The organism is Jatrophihabitans sp. (assembly GCF_036000465.1).
In the GTDB taxonomy this organism is placed as follows: Bacteria; Actinomycetota; Actinomycetes; order Mycobacteriales; family Jatrophihabitantaceae; genus Jatrophihabitans.
The window spans coordinates 1-16727 of the sequence record NZ_DASYFV010000021.1 but is presented as its reverse complement, the minus strand read 5'-3'; the positions used below and the strand labels follow the sequence as shown (position 1 = coordinate 16727).

Genomic DNA, 16727 nt, shown 5'->3' with positions numbered 1-16727 from the left:
CGCCCGTCACGAACCGGCGCCGACGGTATCGAACTCGTGCTCCGTCCAGCTCAGCGTCGCGCCGCGGTACTTCGCCGCGCGCACGTCACCCGAACGGGCGTGGCCCTCGAACAGCTCGACGCGCGCGGCCCGGCCGCACAGCTCGCCGAGCATCGCGCTCGACCCGAGATCGGTGACCTCCTGATAGGTGACCGTCTTGAGGTACTTGCCGACCCAGAGGCCGCCGGTGAAGCGAGCCGAGCCGCGGGTCGGCAGCACGTGGTTCGTGCCGATCACCTTGTCGCCGTAGCTCACGCAGGTGCCCTCGCCGAGGAACAGCGCGCCGTAGTCGTGCATCTTGTCCAGCGCCTGGCGCGGCTCGGCCGTCAGCACCTCGACGTGCTCGGAGGCGTAGCTGTCGGCGACCGCGAACGCCTCGTCGAGGGTGTCGACGACGACGACCTCGCCGTGGTTGCGCCAGGCCGGCTCGGCGAAGTCCTTCGTCGGCATGTCGACGAGGATCTCGTCGATGTGCGCCATCGCCGCGCGGGCGACGCTCTCGCTGGTTGTGACGAGAACCGCGGGCGAGTCGGGCCCGTGCTCGGCCTGGCTCAGCAGGTCGACCGCGACGACGAAGGGATCGGCGTCGTCGTCGGCGATGACCAGGATCTCGGTCGGGCCGGCGAACAGGTCGATGCCGACCTCGCCGAACAGTGTGCGCTTGGCCTCGGCGACGTAGGCGTTGCCAGGACCGGCAAGCAGGTTGACCTTCTCGATCGTCTCCGTGCCGACGGTGAGGGCGGCGATCGCCTGGACGCCGCCGAGCAGGTAGATCTCGTCCGCGCCGGCCATCGCCATCGCGGCCACTGTCGCGGCCGGGATCTCGCCCCGGATCGGCGGCGTGCAGGCCACGACCCGCGGCACCCCGGCCACCTTGGCCGTCACGATCGTCATGTGGGCCGAGGCGGTCAGCGGGTAGCGACCACCGGGCACGTAGGCGCCGACGGCCTGGATCGGGATGTTCTTCTGGCCGAGCCGCACGCCGGGGAGCGTCTCGACCTCGAAGTCGACGACCGACTCGCGCTGCTTGGTCGCGAAGTTGCGCACCTGGGCCTGCACGAACTCGATGTCGCGGATGACCTGCTCGGGCACGGTCGCGACGATCTCGTCGATCTGCTGCGGCGAGAGGCGGAACGACTCGGGGCTCCAGTTGTCGAACTTCTCCGAGTACGCCCGGACGGCCGAGTCGCCGTTCTCGCGGATGTCGGCGATGACGTCGCGCACGGTGGCGGCGACCTCGTCGCGGCTGGCGATGGCATCGCTCACGGTGGCGACGGGCGTCTTCAGGTAGGTCGGCACGGTGGCCCTTCCGGTCGGTGGCGGCTGCCCGGGAATGTATACGTATGCGCACAGCGGAGTCAAGCCTCGGACCGGGCGTTTGTGAGCTACGAGATCGACGCGTGGGTGCGGCGCAGCACGAGTTCGGTCGGGTACGCCTTGGCGGCGACGACCCGCCGACCCTGCAGCTGCCCGACGATCGCCTCGGCCGCGGCGCGGGCCATGCTCGCGAGGTCGACCCGCACCGTCGTCACCCGGAAGCAGGGCCACGACGCGATGGCGAGGTCGTCGAAGCCGACGATCGACACGTCACCCGGCACGTCGATGCCCAGGTTCAACGCCTGGTTGAGCGCCCCGACGGCCACCATGTCGTTGCCGCAGAAGATCGCGGTCGGCGGCGTGGGCGAGCTCATGATCTCGGACAGGCCGCGCACGCCGTCCTCGTAGGCGAAGCTGCCCCTGCTGACGTGGTCGTCGGCGAGGGCCAGCCCGGCCGCGCCGAGCGCGGAGCGGAACCCGTTCTCGCGATCGCGCGCGGTGCTGGTGCGGGCCTGCCCGAAGATCGCCCCGATGCGGCGGTGCCCCAGGCCGACCAGCAGCTCGGCGCACGACGCCGCGCCGCCCTCGTTGTCGGCCGTCAGGCTGTTGGCGCCGGGCAGGCCGCTGCGCCGGTTGAGCTCGACGAACGGCAGTCGGCGGTCGATGAGCAGCTGCGAGAGCGAGGAGTCGACGAGCGTCGTGGTGAGCACTGCGCCGTCGACGGAACGGTCGAGCAACCGCGCATAGGTCACCTGGTCGTCGCCGCGCTCGGCCAGCAGCACCATGCGGTAGCCGTGCTCGGCGAAGGTGTCGTGCAGCGGCCCGACGAGCGTCGGGTAGAGCGGGTTCTCGAAGTCGGCCACCATGGCGATCTGCCGGGTCGAGCGGGTCGACAGGCTGCGGCCCGGTTCGCTCGGCACGTAACCGAGTTCGGCCGCCACCTGCTCGATGCGGGCCCGCGTCGCCTCGGCGATGCGGCCGTCGCCGCGCAGGGCCCGCGAGACCGTCGGCTGCGAGACGCCGGCGAGACGTGCGACATCGCGGCTCGTCACGCTCACGTCCGCCGCCTTCCCCGGGACCCGAAGCCGCCCGGCGGCACACGGAGTGTCGGCCGGACGACTCGGACACGGTATCCGATCGTCGGTGTCGTACAGGGCTAGCGATAGATCTCCGGTCGACGGTCGTCGAACAGGTGATTGCGGGTCGAGATGCGCTTGTCGCGGGCGACACCGAGGTCGATGCGGGCGGTCACCGAACCGGGGCCGGTGAGGGGTTCGGTCACCGTCCACCCGTTGGCGTCGACGATCGCGGTGCCCTCGGTGTAGCGGCGCCCGCCCTCGAGGTGGGTGCGGTCGGCACAGGCCACGGCTATGCGGTTCACCCGCGCCGCGGCCATCGCGATGATCCGCTCCGGCGGATGCTCGCCCTCGGGCCGGTCGACCAGCGGCCAGTTGGTGGGCACGGTGAGCAGCTCGGCGCCGCGCAGGGCGAGCGAGCGGGTGAGTTCGGGGAACTCCAGGTCGTAGCAGACGATCACGCCGATCCGCCCGGCCCGGGTGTCGACGACCGGCGGCGACTCGTCCCCGGGTGTGAAGTACAGCGCCTCCTCGTCCCAGAGATGCGTCTTGCGGTAGCGCACCCGCCGGCCCGAACCGTCGACGAGCATCGCGCTGTTGCGCAGCACGCCGTTCTCGTCGCGCTCGGCGAAGCCGCCGACGACCACCGCGCCCCCGGCGGCGCGGGCCCAGTCGTCGAACACCGGATCGTCGGCGGTGATCGCCGAGGCCCGGGCCTGCTCGACACTCTCGAAGTCGTAGCCACTCGTCGTCAGCTCGGGCAGGACGATGACGTCGGCGCCGGCCGCGGCGGCGACGGCGGCGGTGCTCCGCGCGCGGTTGCCCGCGCCATCGCCCGCGACCGGCGCGAGCTGGACGCAGGTCACCGTGATCACGGGCGGGTCACCGCGTCAGCTGATCATCGTCGGCGGCTCGTCGGCCAGCAGCTGGCACAGCACGTCGAACTCGTTGAAGCACGACCACTCCTCGGTGATCCGGAAGTCGCTCAGGTAGAGCTGGCTGATGCCCCAGAGGTGCACCCGCCGGCCGGTCGGGGCGCCGTACATCGCGTAGCCGCGGTGGGTACCGATCGCGGTCCAGCGCACCGAGACGCGGTAGCCGTCGACGTCGTTGCCCATCCAGTAGACCTCGTCGACGTGCATGCCGAGGTCGGGGAAGGTCGCGAGCAGGCTCAGCGCCTGGCCCCGCACGAAGCTGCGGCCGTAGCCCGAACGGTTCGAGGTGCCGTTCCAGCGCACCGTCGCGGTGTACGCGCGGTCGACCGCGCTGAGGTCGCGCCGGTTGTAGGCGTCGTGCCAGAGCTTGCGCACGAAGTGCTCGACGTCGAAGTGCGACGACGTCGACTCGGGGTAGTACTCGGGGTGGCGCCCGCCGTCGAGGCGCTGGATCTCGGGCACCTGCCGGTCGGCCGCGGTGGCCAGCAGCTCGTTGCCGTACTCGCGAGCGGCCCAGCGCACGTCGATGCCGAGCTGCATGAAGCGGGAGCAGTTGTTGTAGAGCACCCACTCCTCGTAGATCTCGTTCTCGCTGACGACGCAGTTCGCGATGCCCCAGAGGTTGACCTTGCGGCCGGTCGCCGGGCCGTAGCGCCAGGCGCCGAGGTGGTGGGCGGTGCCGACGTAGCGGTGCGAGGTGACGAAGCCTTCCTCGTCGTTGCCGGCCCAGATGACCTCGTCGGCGATGTGCGTGGCGTCGGGGAACGCGTTGATCGAGTTGATCGTGCCTGTGACGACCCGCTCGACGCCGATGTTCGGGCCGTGGTCGTCGTACACCATGCAGCCCGGGGCGTAGGTGTCGTAGATGTAGCCGACGTCCTGGAACTCCCAGATGCGGTCGGTGATCCGCACGATGTAGTCGACGATGTCGGTGAAGGTGTCCTCGAACCCCCGCATCGACTGGACGCGCTCGCCGCGCGCCCGTTCGGCCCGCAGGGTGTCGGATCCGGCGTTGGGCCGGACCGCGATCGAGAAGTCCGTGGGCATCGTGCGCCGCGACGGCCCGTCGCCCACCAACGATGCCTGCATCGGGGGGTGGTGGGGACGGGGGGTGGCGACCCCGTTGCGCTGGACTGCCGGGACGGGGGTGGCGCCATCGGAGGCGGCGGTGCGCGCCGCCTCCGATGCCGCGGTCTTCTCGGTCACGATCCTGGCCGTTTCTGGCCCTGCGGGCCGACTGGTGCGGTGGGGGTGCGGGCTACTACTGGATCTTGCAGTTCACGTCGTAGATGTAGGACTTCGCCTTGTCACTGTTCACCGTTGCCGGCGTGACGAACAGGGCATCCGCCGCCTGGTTGCGCGGAACCGACTGGCCCTGCATCGCCGCGAGCGCGCTGTCGACGCCCTGCACGCCCTCGCCGCGCGGGTTCTGCACGACGACGCCGAGCAGCTGGCCCTGCTTGAGCGCGGTGACGATCGGGTCCGAGGTGTCGTAGCCGGTCACCTTGATCTTGTTCTGCTTGCCGGCCTCGCGGACGCCGGTCAGGGCGCCCTGCGTGTTGTTGGTCTCGGCCCCGAACACGCCGACCAGGTCAGGGTGCGCCGCCGCGGCCTGCTGCACGAAGCTCGCCGCCTTGGCCGGGTCGTTGTTGGAGTACTGCACCGGCAGGACCGTGATGTCGGGCGACACCGACTTGACTCCGGCGGCGAAGCCGTCCGTGCGCTGCTTGGACGGGACGAAGCCGGTCGAGTTGTCGATCGGCAGCACGGTGCCCTTCTTGCCGACCGCCTGCGCCATCGCGATGCCGGCGAGCTTGCCACCCGCGAGGCTGTCGGACTGGATGTTGGAGATGCCGACGCTGGTGTCGGCGAGGTCGCCGTCGATCGTGATGATCTTGATGCCCTTGTCCTTGGCCGCCTTGAGGGGCGCCTCCATGGCCTTCGGGTCGGTGACCGAGATCAGGATCGCGCCCGGCTTGGTCAGCGTGACCTGCTGGACGACCGCGGTCTGCTTCTGCACGTCGAACGTCGGCGAGCCCAGGTACTCGAAGTCGACGCCCTTGGCCTTGGCCTCGGTGCCGGCGCCGCAGCTGACCGTGTTGTAGAACGGGTTGCCGGTCAGGCCCGGGATGTAGACGATCTTGCCGGCCTTGGTCGTGCTCCCACCGGACGAGGTGGACGAGCCACCCGCCGCAGGGGTGCTGGCGCCGCCGGCGGTGCTGCTCGTGGTCGTCGTGCCGCCGCTGCTGCTGCACGCCGCCACCAGGGCGGTCGCGGCCACGGCCGCGCCGAGCACGGTCCAGTTCTTTACTGCTCTCATGACATTCCTCTCGGGGTGGTGCCTGGGCGGACGTGGTTGTTGCGGGTCAAGCTCGATCGCGCGACTTGCGCTTGAGTTGGTCGATGTAGACGGCGAGCACGAGGATGAAGCCGGTCGCCACCTGCTGCCAGAAGGACTGCAGGCCCTTGATGTTGAAGCCGTCCTGCAGCACGGCCGGGATGAACAACCCGATGACCGTGCCGAGGATCGTGCCGGCGCCGCCGTAGAGGCTGGTGCCACCGAGGATCACGCCGGTGATCACGTTCAGGGCGTCGTCGCCGTGACCGCCGATGGTGGTGGTCGAGAAGCGGATCAGCGACATCATCCCGGCGAGCCCGGCGAGCGTGCCGCTGAGCATGTACAGCTTGAGCAGGTGGTTGTTGACGTTGATGCCGGCGCGGCGGGCGGCCTCGTCGTTCGAGCCGACGACATAGGTGTGCCGGCCGAACTTGGTGAAGCGCAGGGTGGCCCCGCCGACGAGCACGACGAGCAGGCCGATGTAGAAGATCGGCGGGAAGCCGAACCAGCTCTGCGTCTGGATCGAGATCAGCGAGTTCGGCACCGTCGACACGTCGTTGCCGTTGGTGATCAGGTTCGCGATGCCGAGTGCCGCCCCGAGGGAGCCGAGCGTGGTGATCAGCGCCGGCACCTTGAGGCGGGTCACGCAGAAGCCGTTGAACAGTCCCCACGCCGCACCGCTGACGAGGGCGGCGGCGAGGCCGACGACGAACGTGCCGTAGCCCTGGCCGCCGAAGCTGGTCATCGCCTTGGAGGCCATCACGCCGCTGAAGACGAGCACCGAGCCGATCGACAGGTCGAACCCGGCGGCCACCATCACGAAGGTCATGCCGACGGCCATCGTCATCAGCACGGCCGAGTTGGAGATGACCAGCTGGACGTTGTCCCAGTGCGGGAACGTGTCGGGGGCGAGGAAGGAGAACACGGCGAAGATGACGACGAGGGCGGTGAACATGTACGCCGGCGAGGAGTTGAGCCCGCGGCGGATCATGCGGGCCCGCGGCGACATGCCGCTCAGCGCGACCGCGTCGAGCGGCAGGCCGATGTCGCCGCCGTCGGCCCGCTCGCTCACGACGCCGTCGTCGGGTCCGCCGCTGGGCGTGGTGATCATCCACTCCGACGGCGCCTCGGCCGCGGTCGTCCCGACACCGTCGTTCTTCTCGAACATGCTCATCAGGAGTCACCCAACTTCGCCTGGGTGCTGGCACTGAGTTCGAGCGACCCCGTCATCGCCCCGACGAGCTGGTCGACCGTGGCCTCGGCGGCGGTGAACTCCGCGACCCGCTGGCCCAGGCGCAGCACCTGGATCGAGTCCGACACCTCGAGCACCTCCGGCATGTTGTGACTGATCAGCACGACCGCGATCCCCCGGTCGGCCACGCGGCGGATCAGGTCGAGGACCCGGCGCGTCTGGCGCACGCCGAGCGCGGCCGTCGGCTCGTCCATGAAGATCAGGCCCTTGGCCCACATCACCGAGCGGCAGATGGCCACGCTCTGCTTCTGGCCTCCGGACAGCGCCGCGACCGCGGCATCCATGTCCTTGACGTCGGTGCCCATGGCGGTGAAGGTCTTGAACGCCTCGGTCCGCATCTTCTTCTTGTCGAGGACGCCGAGCTTGCCGAGCAGGCCGGGCTTGACCAGCTCCCGACCGACGTAGGCGTTCTCGGCCGGGCCGAGGTCGGGCGCCAGGGCGAGATCCTGGTACACCGTCTCGATGCCGAGCTCGCGGGCATGGCTCGGTGAGCTCAGGCTGATCGGCTTGCCGGCGAGCAGGATCTCGCCGCCCTGCGGCGGCATCACGCCGGAGAGGATCTTGACCAGGGTGCTCTTGCCGGCCCCGTTGTCGCCGATCAGGGCCGTGACCTTGCCGGCCTCGACGGTGAAGTCGGTGCCGCGGAGCACCTCGACGTGCCCGTACCGCTTGACGATTCCGCGTGCTTCCAGCTGGTACACCACGTAAGGCCTCCGTCGATCGTCAACTGCTCGATGCGTACTGGGTGGTCGAGCAACGCGTGCTCGCGTCCGTGCCTGGCTCGTTCTCGATCACGACGTTGTGGTGGCTCGGGCGAGAACGTATACGTATGCATAACCGGTGTCAACAGGTGCAATCGCCTTGGAACATATGCGTTCCCAGCCGAGATCCCGCGCCTCCCGGCGGGGGTGCAGCGTCAGTCCAGTCGGGTCAGCCGCAGCGTCGCGGTGGCCCGGTGGGCCGCCATTCCCTCGGATTCGGAGATGACGTCGACCGCATCGGCGAGGTCGTGCGTCGCCTCCTTGCTGACCCGCTGGTAGGTCAGCGGCTTGAGGAAGCGCGAGACGGACAGCCCGGCACTGTGCCGGGCCCCGCCGGCCGTGGGCAGCACGTGGTTGGTGCCGGCCATGCCCTTGTCGGAGTAGGCCACCGTGCTCCACGGACCGAGGAAGATCGAGCCGTAGTTGCGCAGGTGGTCGTGGTACCAGGCGTCGTCGGCGGTCTGGATCTCGAGATGCTCCGGGGCGAGGTCGTCCATCAGCCGCACCGCGTCCTCGCGGCTGGACACCACGGTGATCGAGCCGTAGTCGCGCCAGGCCGGGCCGCACACCCAGTCGGTCGACAGCGTCGGGATCTGGCGCTCGACCTCGGCGGCGACCGCGCGGCCGAACGCCTCGTCAGTGGTGATGAGCGCGGCCGGCGAATCGAGACCGTGCTCGGCCTGGCCGAGCAGATCGGCCGCGACGAGCTCGACGTCGGCGGTCTCGTCGGCGATGACCGCGACCTCGGACGGGCCGGCCAGCAGGTCGATCGCGCTGCGGCCGAACAGGGCCCGCTTGGCCTCGGCGACGTAGGCGTTGCCGGCGCCGACGATCATGTCGGCCGGCCGCTCGCCCAGCAGCCCGTAGGCCATCGCGGCCAGGGCCTGGACCCCGCCGAGCACGAAGACGCGGTCGACGCCCGAGACGTGGGCGGCGTACAGCACGGCCGCGTTCGCGTGACCGTCCGGCTGCGGCGGGGTGCAGGCGATGACCGAGTCGACGCCGGCCACCTTGGCCACGTTGACGGTCATGAACGCACTGGCCGTGAGCGGGAAGCGCCCGGCCGGCAGGTACGCCCCGACCCGCTGGATGGGGATGTAGCGCTGGCCGGTCACCAGCCCGGGCACGAGCTCGATCTCGAAGTCGGACAGGTGCGCGCGCTGCGCCTCGGCGAAGGCCTTGGTGCGCTCGGCACCGAGTTCGATCGAGCGGCGCAGCTCGGGGGTGAGCCGGTCGCCCGACGCCGCGATCGTCTTCGCGTCGAGCTCGATGTCGCGGCCGGTGAAATTGTCGAGCTGCTCGGCGTACTTGAGCACGGCGTCCAGGCCGTTGGCCGAGATCGCGCTCAGCATCTCCGACACGGTCGCGATGACGGCCGGGTCACGCTGGGCCGGCGGTCCGTCGTGACCGGGCAGCTTGACGAAGGTGCACGGTCCGTCGAGCTCGGTCAGTGCGGCGGGGGTGAAGTACATGCGGCGACAGTATTGACGGGACTTTCCAGTAACAACACCCAGTGATCCCGTGATTGCCATAGGGTTTCCTTGTGACGCTCAACCAGCTGCGCGCCTTTCTCGCGGCCGCGCGTACGGGCTCGTTCACCGCGGCCGCGGCCGAGATTCAGCTGTCGCAGGCCGCGGTCTCCGAGCTCGTGCGCCGGCTCGAGCAGGAGCACGACGTCACGCTGTTCCAGCGCGGGCGGCGCACCCTCGTGCTCACCGACGCCGGTCAGGAACTCGTCCCGCACGCCGAGCAGTCGGTCGCCGCGGCCGACGACGCGAGCCGCGCACTGCGCTCGGTGCAATCGCTGCGCGGTGGCGTCGCGACCTTCGGGGTGCTGCGCAACGCCGACTACTACCTGCTGTCCGGTCTGGTCGCGCGCTTCCACGCCGCCCATCCGCACGTGCGCACCCGGATGGTCGGGCTCAACTCGGTGCAGGTGGCCGGCGAGGTCGCGGCCGGCACGCTGGAGGCGGGGCTGGTCGTGCTGCCGGTGGCCACCGAGGGGCTCATCGTCACCCCCCTCGTCCGGGACGAGGTGATCTTCGTCAGTTCCGACCCGGCCCGGGTGGCCGCGCCGATGACGGTCGAGCGCCTGGCCGAGATGCGGCTGATCCTCTACGACGCGCACTCCGGCTGGCACGACCCGACGCGGCGTCAGATCGCCGAACGGGCCGCGCTGGCCGGGCTCAAGCTGCAGCCCTGGATCGAGGTCGAGCACGTGGAGACCGCCCTCAACCTGGTGGCGGCCGGGGCGGGCGACACGTTCACCTCGCGCGCGGTGGCGGCGAGCCCGGGCTGCCCTCCCGGGCTCGGCAGCGTGGCCTTCGACCCGCCGATCTACGACACGATCGCCCTGGTGCGGCGCGAGAACCGGCCGCTGTCGCCGGCCACCCGCGAGATCGCCCTGCTCGCCCAGCAGATGCTGCACGAGAGCGACCGCGTCGAGGATCTGCCCGGGATGGCTGACGACTGGCTGTCGGGCCGGCGCGTCGGGAAAAAGTGACGACATCCGTATGCACCGAGGGTTTCGGAAGGCCGTACCGTGTCGGCGTGAGCCGAAGGCTGATTCGTCGGGTGCGCGCGTGCCAACGGTGCTAGCGCTCGACCAGGGGACGTCCGGGACCAAGGCCGTCGTCGTCGACCCCGTCGACGGCGTGGTGGGGCTCGCCGAGGCCGCGATCCGGCCGGTCTACCTGCCCGGCGGCGGGGTGGAGCAGGACCCCGAGGAGCTGCTGGAGTCCGTCCTCGACACCGGTCGCCGGGCGATCGCAGCCGCCGGTCGCCCGGTCGACGTGGTGGCCCTGGCCAACCAGGGCGAGACGGTGCTGGCGTGGGATCCCGCGACCGGCGCGGCGCTGTCGCCGGCCGTCGTCTGGCAGGACCGGCGCAGCGAGTCGCTCGTCGCGTCGCTGGCCGGTGCCGGCGAGTGGGTGCACGAGCGCACCGGGCTCGTGCTCGATCCGTACTTCTCCGCCCCGAAGATGGCGTGGGTACGCCGCCATCTCACCGGCGCGGGCGTCGTGACGACGAGCGACAGCTGGCTGGTGCACCGGCTGACCGGCGCGTTCGTGACCGACGCCTCGACCGCCAGCCGCTCGCTGCTGGTCGATCTCGACTCCGTGCGCTGGGACGCCGAGCTCCTGGCGCTGTTCGGTCTCGGCGACGAGACGCTGCCGGCGATCGTCGACTGCGACACCGTGGTGGGCACGACGAGCACGTTCGGCGCCGAGGTGCCGGTGGCCGGGCTGATCGTCGACCAGCAGGCCGCGCTGCTGGCCCAGGGCTGCACCACGGCCGGCAGCGCCAAGTGCACGTTCGGCACCGGCGCCTTCCTGCTCGCCAACACCGGCGGTCGGGCGGTGCGCTCGCCGTCCGGGCTGAGCAGCTCGGTCGCGTGGCGTCTGGCCGGCGAGACCTCGTACTGCCTGGACGGTCAGGTCTTCACCGCCGCGTCGGCGGTGCGCTGGCTCGTCGACGTCGGGTTGATCGCCGACGTGCGCGACATCGACGGCATCGAGGTCGGGGCGGCCGACGACGTACTGTGCGTGCCCGCCCTCGCCGGACTCGGCGCGCCGTGGTGGCGGGCCGACGCGGCGGCGAGCTTCGTCGGGCTGACGCTGTCGACCTCGCGCGAGCAGCTCGTGCTCGCGGTCGTGCTCGGCATCGCGGCCCAGGTGGCCGAGCTCGCCGGTCTCGTCGGCTCGGACGTAGGTGCGCCGATCGAACGGTTGCGGGTCGACGGCGGCCTGGCCCGGTGCCGCACGCTCATGCAGGCCACCGCCGACCTGCTGCAGGTGCCCGTCGACGTCTACCCCTACGTGCACGCGACCGCGCTCGGCGCGGCCGCGGCGGGGCAGCGGGCCCTCGACCCGACGGCGACCGCCGCCCTGGCCTGGACGCCGGCGCAGGGCTACGAACCGCAGTGGTCGCCGGCGCGGGCCACCGCCTACCGGCAGCGCTGGAACGCGGCGCTGGCGGCCAACCTCGCCCCGGAGGGCCGATGACCGGGGTCCGGTACGACGTCGCGGTGATCGGTGGCGGCGTGGTCGGGGTGGCCATCGCCCGCGAGCTGCTCGCCCACGAGCTGCGCGTCGCGATCGTCGAGGCGTCCGACGACGTCGGCGACGGCACGAGCAAGGCGAACACGGCGATCCTGCACACCGGCTTCGACGCCTCCCCCGGCACGCTCGAGTCGCGGCTGGTGCGGCGCGGCAGCGAACTGCTCGCCGAGTACGCCGGGGTCACCGGTATCCCGGTCGAGCGCACCGGCGCGCTGATGGTGGCCTGGACCCCCGACGAGCTCGCCGCCCTGCCCGGCCTGCGGGCCAAGGCCGGGCGCAACGGCTACCCGTCCTGCCAGCTGATCGACGCCGCCGCGGTCTACCGGCAGGTGCCCGCCCTCGGGCCGGGTGCGCTCGGCGGGATGACCGTGCCGGACGAGGCGATCATCTGTCCCTGGACGACCACCCTCGCGCTGGCCACCGAGGCCCGGATGCGCGGCGCCGACCTGCTGCTCGGGCACCGCGTCGAGCGGGTCGAGGCCGGCGGCGCCTCCACGGTGCTGCACACCGACGCCGGCCGGGTCGAGGCGACATGGGTCGTCAACGCCGCCGGGCTCGGCAGCGACGAGATCGACCGCTCGTTCGGCTTCGACCGCTTCACCGTGACCCCGCGCCGCGGCGAGCTGCTGGTCTTCGACAAGCTGGCCCGCCCCCTGGCGCCGACGATCGTCCTGCCCGTGCCGTCGAAGATGGGCAAGGGCGTGCTGGTGAGCCCGACGATCTACGGCAACGTCATGCTCGGCCCGACCGCCGAGGACCTCACCGACAAGACCGCCACCGCGACGTCCGAGGCCGGCCTCGCGTTCCTGCGGGGCCGGGCCGAGCAGCTCATGCCCCGCCTGCTGGAGGAGGAGGTCACCGCCACCTACGCCGGGCTGCGGGCCGCGGTCGACCACGGCGACTACCTGATCGAGTGCTCGGCCGAGCTGCGCTACCTGCTCGTCGGGGGCATCCGCTCGACCGGGCTGTCGTCGTCGATGGGCGTGGCCGAGTACGTGCGCGACCGGCTGCGCGAGGGCGGCGCGGAGTTGACGCCGAAGGCCTCGCTGCCGGCGCCGCCGCGCGTGCCGAACATCGGTGAGGCGTTCCGCCGGCCGTACCAGGACAGCGCGCTGATCGCCGGCGATCCCGAGTACGGCCGCATCGTCTGCTTCTGCGAGCGGGTGAGCGCGGGCGAGATCCGCGACGCCTTCGCCTCGCCCATCCCGCCGACGACGCTCGACGGGCTGCGCCGCCGGACCCGCGCACTCAACGGCCGGTGCCAGGGGTTCTACTGCGGCGCCGAGGTGAGCGCCCGGCTGGACGCGGCGGTGACGCCCTCATGAGCGAGGTACTGACGCCGGCCGTGCTGGTCGTCGGCGGCGGGCCGGCCGGGCTGACGGCGGCCGCATCCCTCGCCCGCGCCGGCACCGGTCCGGTGCTCGTGCTCGACCGCGAACGCGAGGCGGGCGGCATCCCGCGGCACAGCGATCACCCCGGCTACGGCCTGCGCGACCTGCGCCGGTTCGTCTCCGGCCCCGAGTACGCGCACCGCCTCGTCGACCGTGCCCTCGCGGCCGGGGCCGTCGTGCGCACCGAGGCGATGGTGACGTCCTGGACCCCGACGGGCTCGGCATCGGTCACCACACCGCAGGGCCGGCTCGAGATCGCCGCCGGTGCGGTGGTGCTCGCGACCGGGGCGCGGGAACGTCCACGGGCGGCGCGGCTCGTGCCGGGCGACCGGCCCCGCGGCGTCTACACGACCGGGCAGCTGCAGAACCTCGTGCATCTCCACCACGGCGTGCCCGGTACCCGCGCCGTCGTCGTCGGCGCCGAACTCGTCAGCTGGTCGGCGGTCCTCACGCTGCGCGAGGCGGGGTGCCGCACCGTCCTCATGACCACGACACACCGCCGGCCCGAGTCCTACGCCGCGTTCACCGTCGCCGGCCGGACCCTGCTGCGCACGCCGGTCGCGCCGACCACGCGCGTCGTCCGGCTCGTCGGGCTCGGCCGGCTCGAGGCGGTCGAGGTCGAGAACACCCGCACCGGCGCGCGCCGGACGGTCGACTGCGACACCGTCGTCTTCACCGGCGACTGGATCCCCGACAGCGAGCTCGCCCGCCAGGCCGACCTGCTCATCGACCCCGGCACCCGCGGCCCGCTCGTCGACGCCGCGCTGCGCACGAGCCGGCCGGGCTTCTTCGCCGCCGGCAACGTGATCCACCCGGTCGACACCGCCGACGTCGCCGCCCTCGACGGCCGCCACCTCGTCGCCCCGGTGCAGGACTGGCTCGGGACGCGCCGCTGGCGCGCCGACGGCGTGCGGCTCCGGCCCGAGGCACCGTTGCAGTGGGTCTCGCCGGGCGTCGTCGACCCGGCCGCGGGAACGCCGGCGCGCGGGCGCCTGCTCCTCTCGACCGGCGCGCTCGTCCGCCGCCCGACGGTGGTGCTGCGTCAGGGTGGCACCGTCATCGCCCGCCGGCGCCTGCCCTGGCCCGCCTCCCCCGGCCGCGTCTTCCGCGTCCCCTCCGCGATCCTCGGCGCCGTCGAGCCCGCAGCGGGGGACGTGACCATCGCGCTCGGCTGAACGCGGCAACGGCCGGCCGCCTCGTGGGCAGCCGGCCGTCGCCGGGGGTCGTGAACCTCAGCCGGTCGGGCCCGCCGGGGGCGTCGACGGCGTGAAGCCTTCGGTCTTGTTGGCCTGCATGGCGAACTCGTTGGTGAAGGTGTTGCCGATCGTCACCTTCGACACGTCGGTGCCGATCAGCTTCTCCATCGCGTAGACGGTCTTCGGGCCGCCGGCCGGCATGACGCCGTCGGGCAGGAACTGAGCCTTGTCGGTGCTGAGCCCGGCGATGTACTGCGCCTTGGTGATCGTCGCGTTCTGCACGTAGTCGCTCGGCAGCTTGTTCGCGATGTCGGCGGCCGAGTGCGTGCTGATCCAGTGCATCGTAGCGACGAGCGCGTCGACGACCTTCTGCACCGTGCCCTTGTGGCTGTTCACCCAGCTGGCCTGGGCGAGCACGCTCGCCGCCGGCCACGCTCCGCCGAGAGCGGCCTGCGCGCCCTGGGTGGTGGCGAGGTCGACGGCCGACGTCGCCAGGTTCTTGCTCTCGAGCGCGCCCACCGTGGGCTGCGTCGTCATGACGCACTGCGCGCTCTTGCGCTGGATCGCGGCGATCGCCGTCGTGCCCGCGCCGACCGCGAGCGTGTGGTACTCGCTGCGCTTCACGCCCTTCTGGGCGGCGAGGAACTGGGTCAGCTCGTCGGTGCCCGACCCGAGGTCGGTGACGCCCATCGTCTTGCCCTTGAAGTCGGCGGCCGTCGTGACGTTGCTGCTGGGCGAGCACATGATCCGCTCGCCGGGGGCGCCGGAGAGCTGGACCACGTCGATGACGTTCTTGCCCTTCGACTGGAAGTCGATGGTGTGGATGTACCAGGCGCCGGCCATGTCGACCTGGCCCGAGGCCATGGCGTCCTCGGCCCCGACCCCGCCGTTGGTCTCGGTGGAGAGCTCCATCTTGACGCCGTACTTCGTGTAGAAGCCGAGCTTCTGGGCGAGCTCGTAGGGCAGGTAGATCTGCTTGTCGATGCCGCCGACCATGAGCCGGACCGTCGGCAGCGACGAGCTGCCGGCGCCGCTGCTCGAGCAGGCCGCGGTCGAGCCGAGGGCCAGGGCGCCGATCGCCACGGCCGTGATGGCACGTTTGAACATGGGTGTTCCCTTCGATTGGTTAGGGTTGAGCGGGTGCGGTGCCCGGTCGGCTCAGATGCCGGCGGCTGCGGTGTGCGTCGGCGGGCGCCAGGACAGCACCCGTCGCTCGAAGCGGGAGATCAGGAACTCGGCGACGAGCGTGACGACGGCCATGATCGCCATGCAGGCGAAGACGGTGTCGGGGTCGAAGCGGTTCTGGGCCTGGCTGATGATCAGCCCCATGCCGCGCTGCGAGCCGAGCACCTCGCCGACCAGGGCGCCGATGATCGCGAACCCGAACGCGGTGTGCAGGCTGGCGATGATCCAGGTCAGCGCCGACGGGATCGTGACGTGCCGGGCCATCTGCACCGGCGAGGCGCCGAGCACCTTGAGGTTGGCGACCAGGTTCGGGTTGACCTCGCGGACGCCCTGGAAGGCGTTGAAGAAGACGATGAAGAAGACGAGGACGGCCGCGAGAAGCACCTTGGGCAGCGTCCCGAGCCCGAAGGCGACGAGGAAGATCGAGCCCAGGATGATGCGCGGGACGGCGTTCACGATCTTGATGTAGGGCCCGAGCACGTCGGCGAGGAAGCGGCTCTGGCCGAGCACGAGCCCGAAGAACACGCCGACCAGCGCACCGAGACCGAAGCCGTAGACGGCCTCGCGCAGGGTCACGCCGAGGTCGTCCCAGATGGAGCCGAACTCGGTGCCCTTGGTGAACAGGTGCACCAGCGAGTGCCAGATGCCCGACGGCTGGCCGTAGAAGAAAGGGTCGAGCCAGTTCTCGGTGGTGAACCACTGCCAGCCGCCGAAGATGACGACGGCCACGGCCACCTGCGTCAGGCGCAGCAGCACCGTCCGGCGTCGTCTCGCGTGCACGGCGGCGGCCTTGATGCCGGCCTCCCCGCCCGCGCGTGACGCCAGCTCGAGCTGGAGTGCGGTGTCGGTCATGCCGCACCTGCCGTCAGGGCGTACGCCCGCTCGACCTCGTCCTTGAGCGACGCCCAGATCTGGCCCTGCAGCTCGAGGAAGCGCCGCTCGTGGCGGATCTCCTGCACCTCGCCGCGCGGGCGCGGCAGGTCGATGTCGAAGCTCTCCTTGATCGACCCGGGGCTGCTGGTCATGACGAGCACGCGGTCGGCGAGGGCCACCGCCTCGTCCAGGTCGTGGGTGATGAACAGGACCGACGGGCGCGACTGCTCCCACAGCCCGAGCAGTTCGGTCTGCATGATCGCCTTGGTCTGCACGTCGAGGGCCCCGAACGGCTCGTCCATG

The 16727-nt window shown here is 71.4% G+C and carries 14 protein-coding genes and 1 pseudogene; 4 read left to right on the top strand and 11 right to left on the bottom strand.

Going from position 1 to position 16727, the window contains the following annotated elements:
• Positions 1–6: 6 nt before the first annotated feature.
• From hisD (VGN18_RS08285) to hisD (VGN18_RS08250), 8 genes are all read right to left on the bottom strand, one after another.
• Positions 7–1338, bottom strand: coding sequence for a histidinol dehydrogenase (gene hisD / locus VGN18_RS08285; RefSeq protein WP_327539199.1), 1332 nt, complete (start codon positions 1336–1338; stop codon positions 7–9).
• Between the two features lie 86 nt (positions 1339–1424).
• Positions 1425–2414, bottom strand: a complete 990-nt coding sequence (locus tag VGN18_RS08280; protein WP_327539198.1) for a LacI family DNA-binding transcriptional regulator — start codon at positions 2412–2414, stop codon at positions 1425–1427.
• 98 nt (positions 2415–2512) lie between these two features.
• The gene (locus tag VGN18_RS08275; RefSeq protein WP_327539197.1) at positions 2513–3307 is read right to left on the bottom strand and encodes a nitrilase-related carbon-nitrogen hydrolase; all 795 of its coding nucleotides are present in this window, start codon (positions 3305–3307) and stop codon (positions 2513–2515) included.
• Positions 3308–3322: 15 nt separating this feature from the next.
• Positions 3323–4456: an ester cyclase gene (locus tag VGN18_RS08270; RefSeq protein ID WP_327539196.1), complete on the bottom strand. Its 1134-nt coding sequence runs from the start codon at positions 4454–4456 to the stop codon at positions 3323–3325.
• Between the two features lie 172 nt (positions 4457–4628).
• On the bottom strand, positions 4629–5687 hold the full coding sequence (locus tag VGN18_RS08265; protein WP_327539195.1) for an ABC transporter substrate-binding protein: 1059 nt from the start codon (positions 5685–5687) through the stop codon (positions 4629–4631).
• A gap of 46 nt (positions 5688–5733) precedes the next feature.
• On the bottom strand, positions 5734–6879 hold the full coding sequence (locus VGN18_RS08260; protein ID WP_327539194.1) for an ABC transporter permease: 1146 nt from the start codon (positions 6877–6879) through the stop codon (positions 5734–5736).
• A complete protein-coding gene (locus VGN18_RS08255; RefSeq protein WP_327539193.1) occupies positions 6879–7661 on the bottom strand; it encodes an ATP-binding cassette domain-containing protein in 783 nt (260 codons plus the stop codon). The genes VGN18_RS08260 and VGN18_RS08255 overlap by 1 nt, the downstream gene beginning before the upstream one ends.
• Positions 7662–7873: 212 nt before the next feature.
• Positions 7874–9190, bottom strand: a complete 1317-nt coding sequence (hisD, locus tag VGN18_RS08250; RefSeq protein ID WP_327539192.1) for a histidinol dehydrogenase — start codon at positions 9188–9190, stop codon at positions 7874–7876.
• A gap of 71 nt (positions 9191–9261) precedes the next feature.
• On the opposite strand from hisD (VGN18_RS08250), the gene VGN18_RS08245 reads away from it, so the two are divergent.
• From VGN18_RS08245 to VGN18_RS08230, 4 genes are all read left to right on the top strand, one after another.
• Positions 9262–10221: a LysR family transcriptional regulator gene (locus VGN18_RS08245; RefSeq protein ID WP_327539191.1), complete on the top strand. Its 960-nt coding sequence runs from the start codon at positions 9262–9264 to the stop codon at positions 10219–10221.
• A gap of 79 nt (positions 10222–10300) precedes the next feature.
• On the top strand, positions 10301–11722 hold the full coding sequence (locus VGN18_RS08240) for an FGGY family carbohydrate kinase (protein WP_327539190.1): 1422 nt from the start codon (positions 10301–10303) through the stop codon (positions 11720–11722).
• Complete coding sequence (locus VGN18_RS08235) at positions 11719–13104, top strand: NAD(P)/FAD-dependent oxidoreductase (protein ID WP_327539189.1); 1386 nt, start codon at positions 11719–11721, stop codon at positions 13102–13104. The genes VGN18_RS08240 and VGN18_RS08235 overlap by 4 nt, the downstream gene beginning before the upstream one ends.
• Positions 13101–14345, top strand: coding sequence for an NAD(P)/FAD-dependent oxidoreductase (locus VGN18_RS08230; protein ID WP_327539188.1), 1245 nt, complete (start codon positions 13101–13103; stop codon positions 14343–14345). The genes VGN18_RS08235 and VGN18_RS08230 overlap by 4 nt, the downstream gene beginning before the upstream one ends.
• Before the next feature lie 57 nt (positions 14346–14402).
• Here VGN18_RS08230 and VGN18_RS08225 read toward each other — a convergent pair whose 3' ends face one another.
• From VGN18_RS08225 to VGN18_RS08215, 3 genes and pseudogenes are all read right to left on the bottom strand, one after another.
• The gene (locus tag VGN18_RS08225) at positions 14403–15473 is read right to left on the bottom strand and encodes an ABC transporter substrate-binding protein (protein ID WP_327539187.1); all 1071 of its coding nucleotides are present in this window, start codon (positions 15471–15473) and stop codon (positions 14403–14405) included.
• Positions 15474–15524: 51 nt separating this feature from the next.
• Positions 15525–16403 carry an ABC transporter permease gene (locus VGN18_RS08220; protein ID WP_327539186.1) on the bottom strand — a complete coding sequence of 293 codons (879 nt, stop codon included), beginning with the start codon at positions 16401–16403 and terminating at the stop codon, positions 15525–15527.
• Positions 16400–16727 (bottom strand): annotated as a pseudogene (locus tag VGN18_RS08215) (ABC transporter ATP-binding protein); the annotation flags it as partial. The gene VGN18_RS08220 and the pseudogene VGN18_RS08215, both read right to left, overlap by 4 nt.

Coding starts and splice junctions, on each gene's coding strand:
- VGN18_RS08270 (WP_327539196.1), bottom strand. CDS start 4,456: ATGCAGGCATCGTTGGTGGGCGACGGGCCGTCGCGGCGCACGATGCCC.
- VGN18_RS08265 (WP_327539195.1), bottom strand. CDS start 5,687: ATGAGAGCAGTAAAGAACTGGACCGTGCTCGGCGCGGCCGTGGCCGCG.
- VGN18_RS08260 (WP_327539194.1), bottom strand. CDS start 6,879: ATGAGCATGTTCGAGAAGAACGACGGTGTCGGGACGACCGCGGCCGAG.
- hisD (WP_327539192.1), bottom strand. CDS start 9,190: ATGTACTTCACCCCCGCCGCACTGACCGAGCTCGACGGACCGTGCACC.
- VGN18_RS08235 (WP_327539189.1), top strand. CDS start 11,719: ATGACCGGGGTCCGGTACGACGTCGCGGTGATCGGTGGCGGCGTGGTC.
- VGN18_RS08230 (WP_327539188.1), top strand. CDS start 13,101: ATGAGCGAGGTACTGACGCCGGCCGTGCTGGTCGTCGGCGGCGGGCCG.
- VGN18_RS08225 (WP_327539187.1), bottom strand. CDS start 15,473: ATGTTCAAACGTGCCATCACGGCCGTGGCGATCGGCGCCCTGGCCCTC.
- VGN18_RS08220 (WP_327539186.1), bottom strand. CDS start 16,403: ATGACCGACACCGCACTCCAGCTCGAGCTGGCGTCACGCGCGGGCGGG.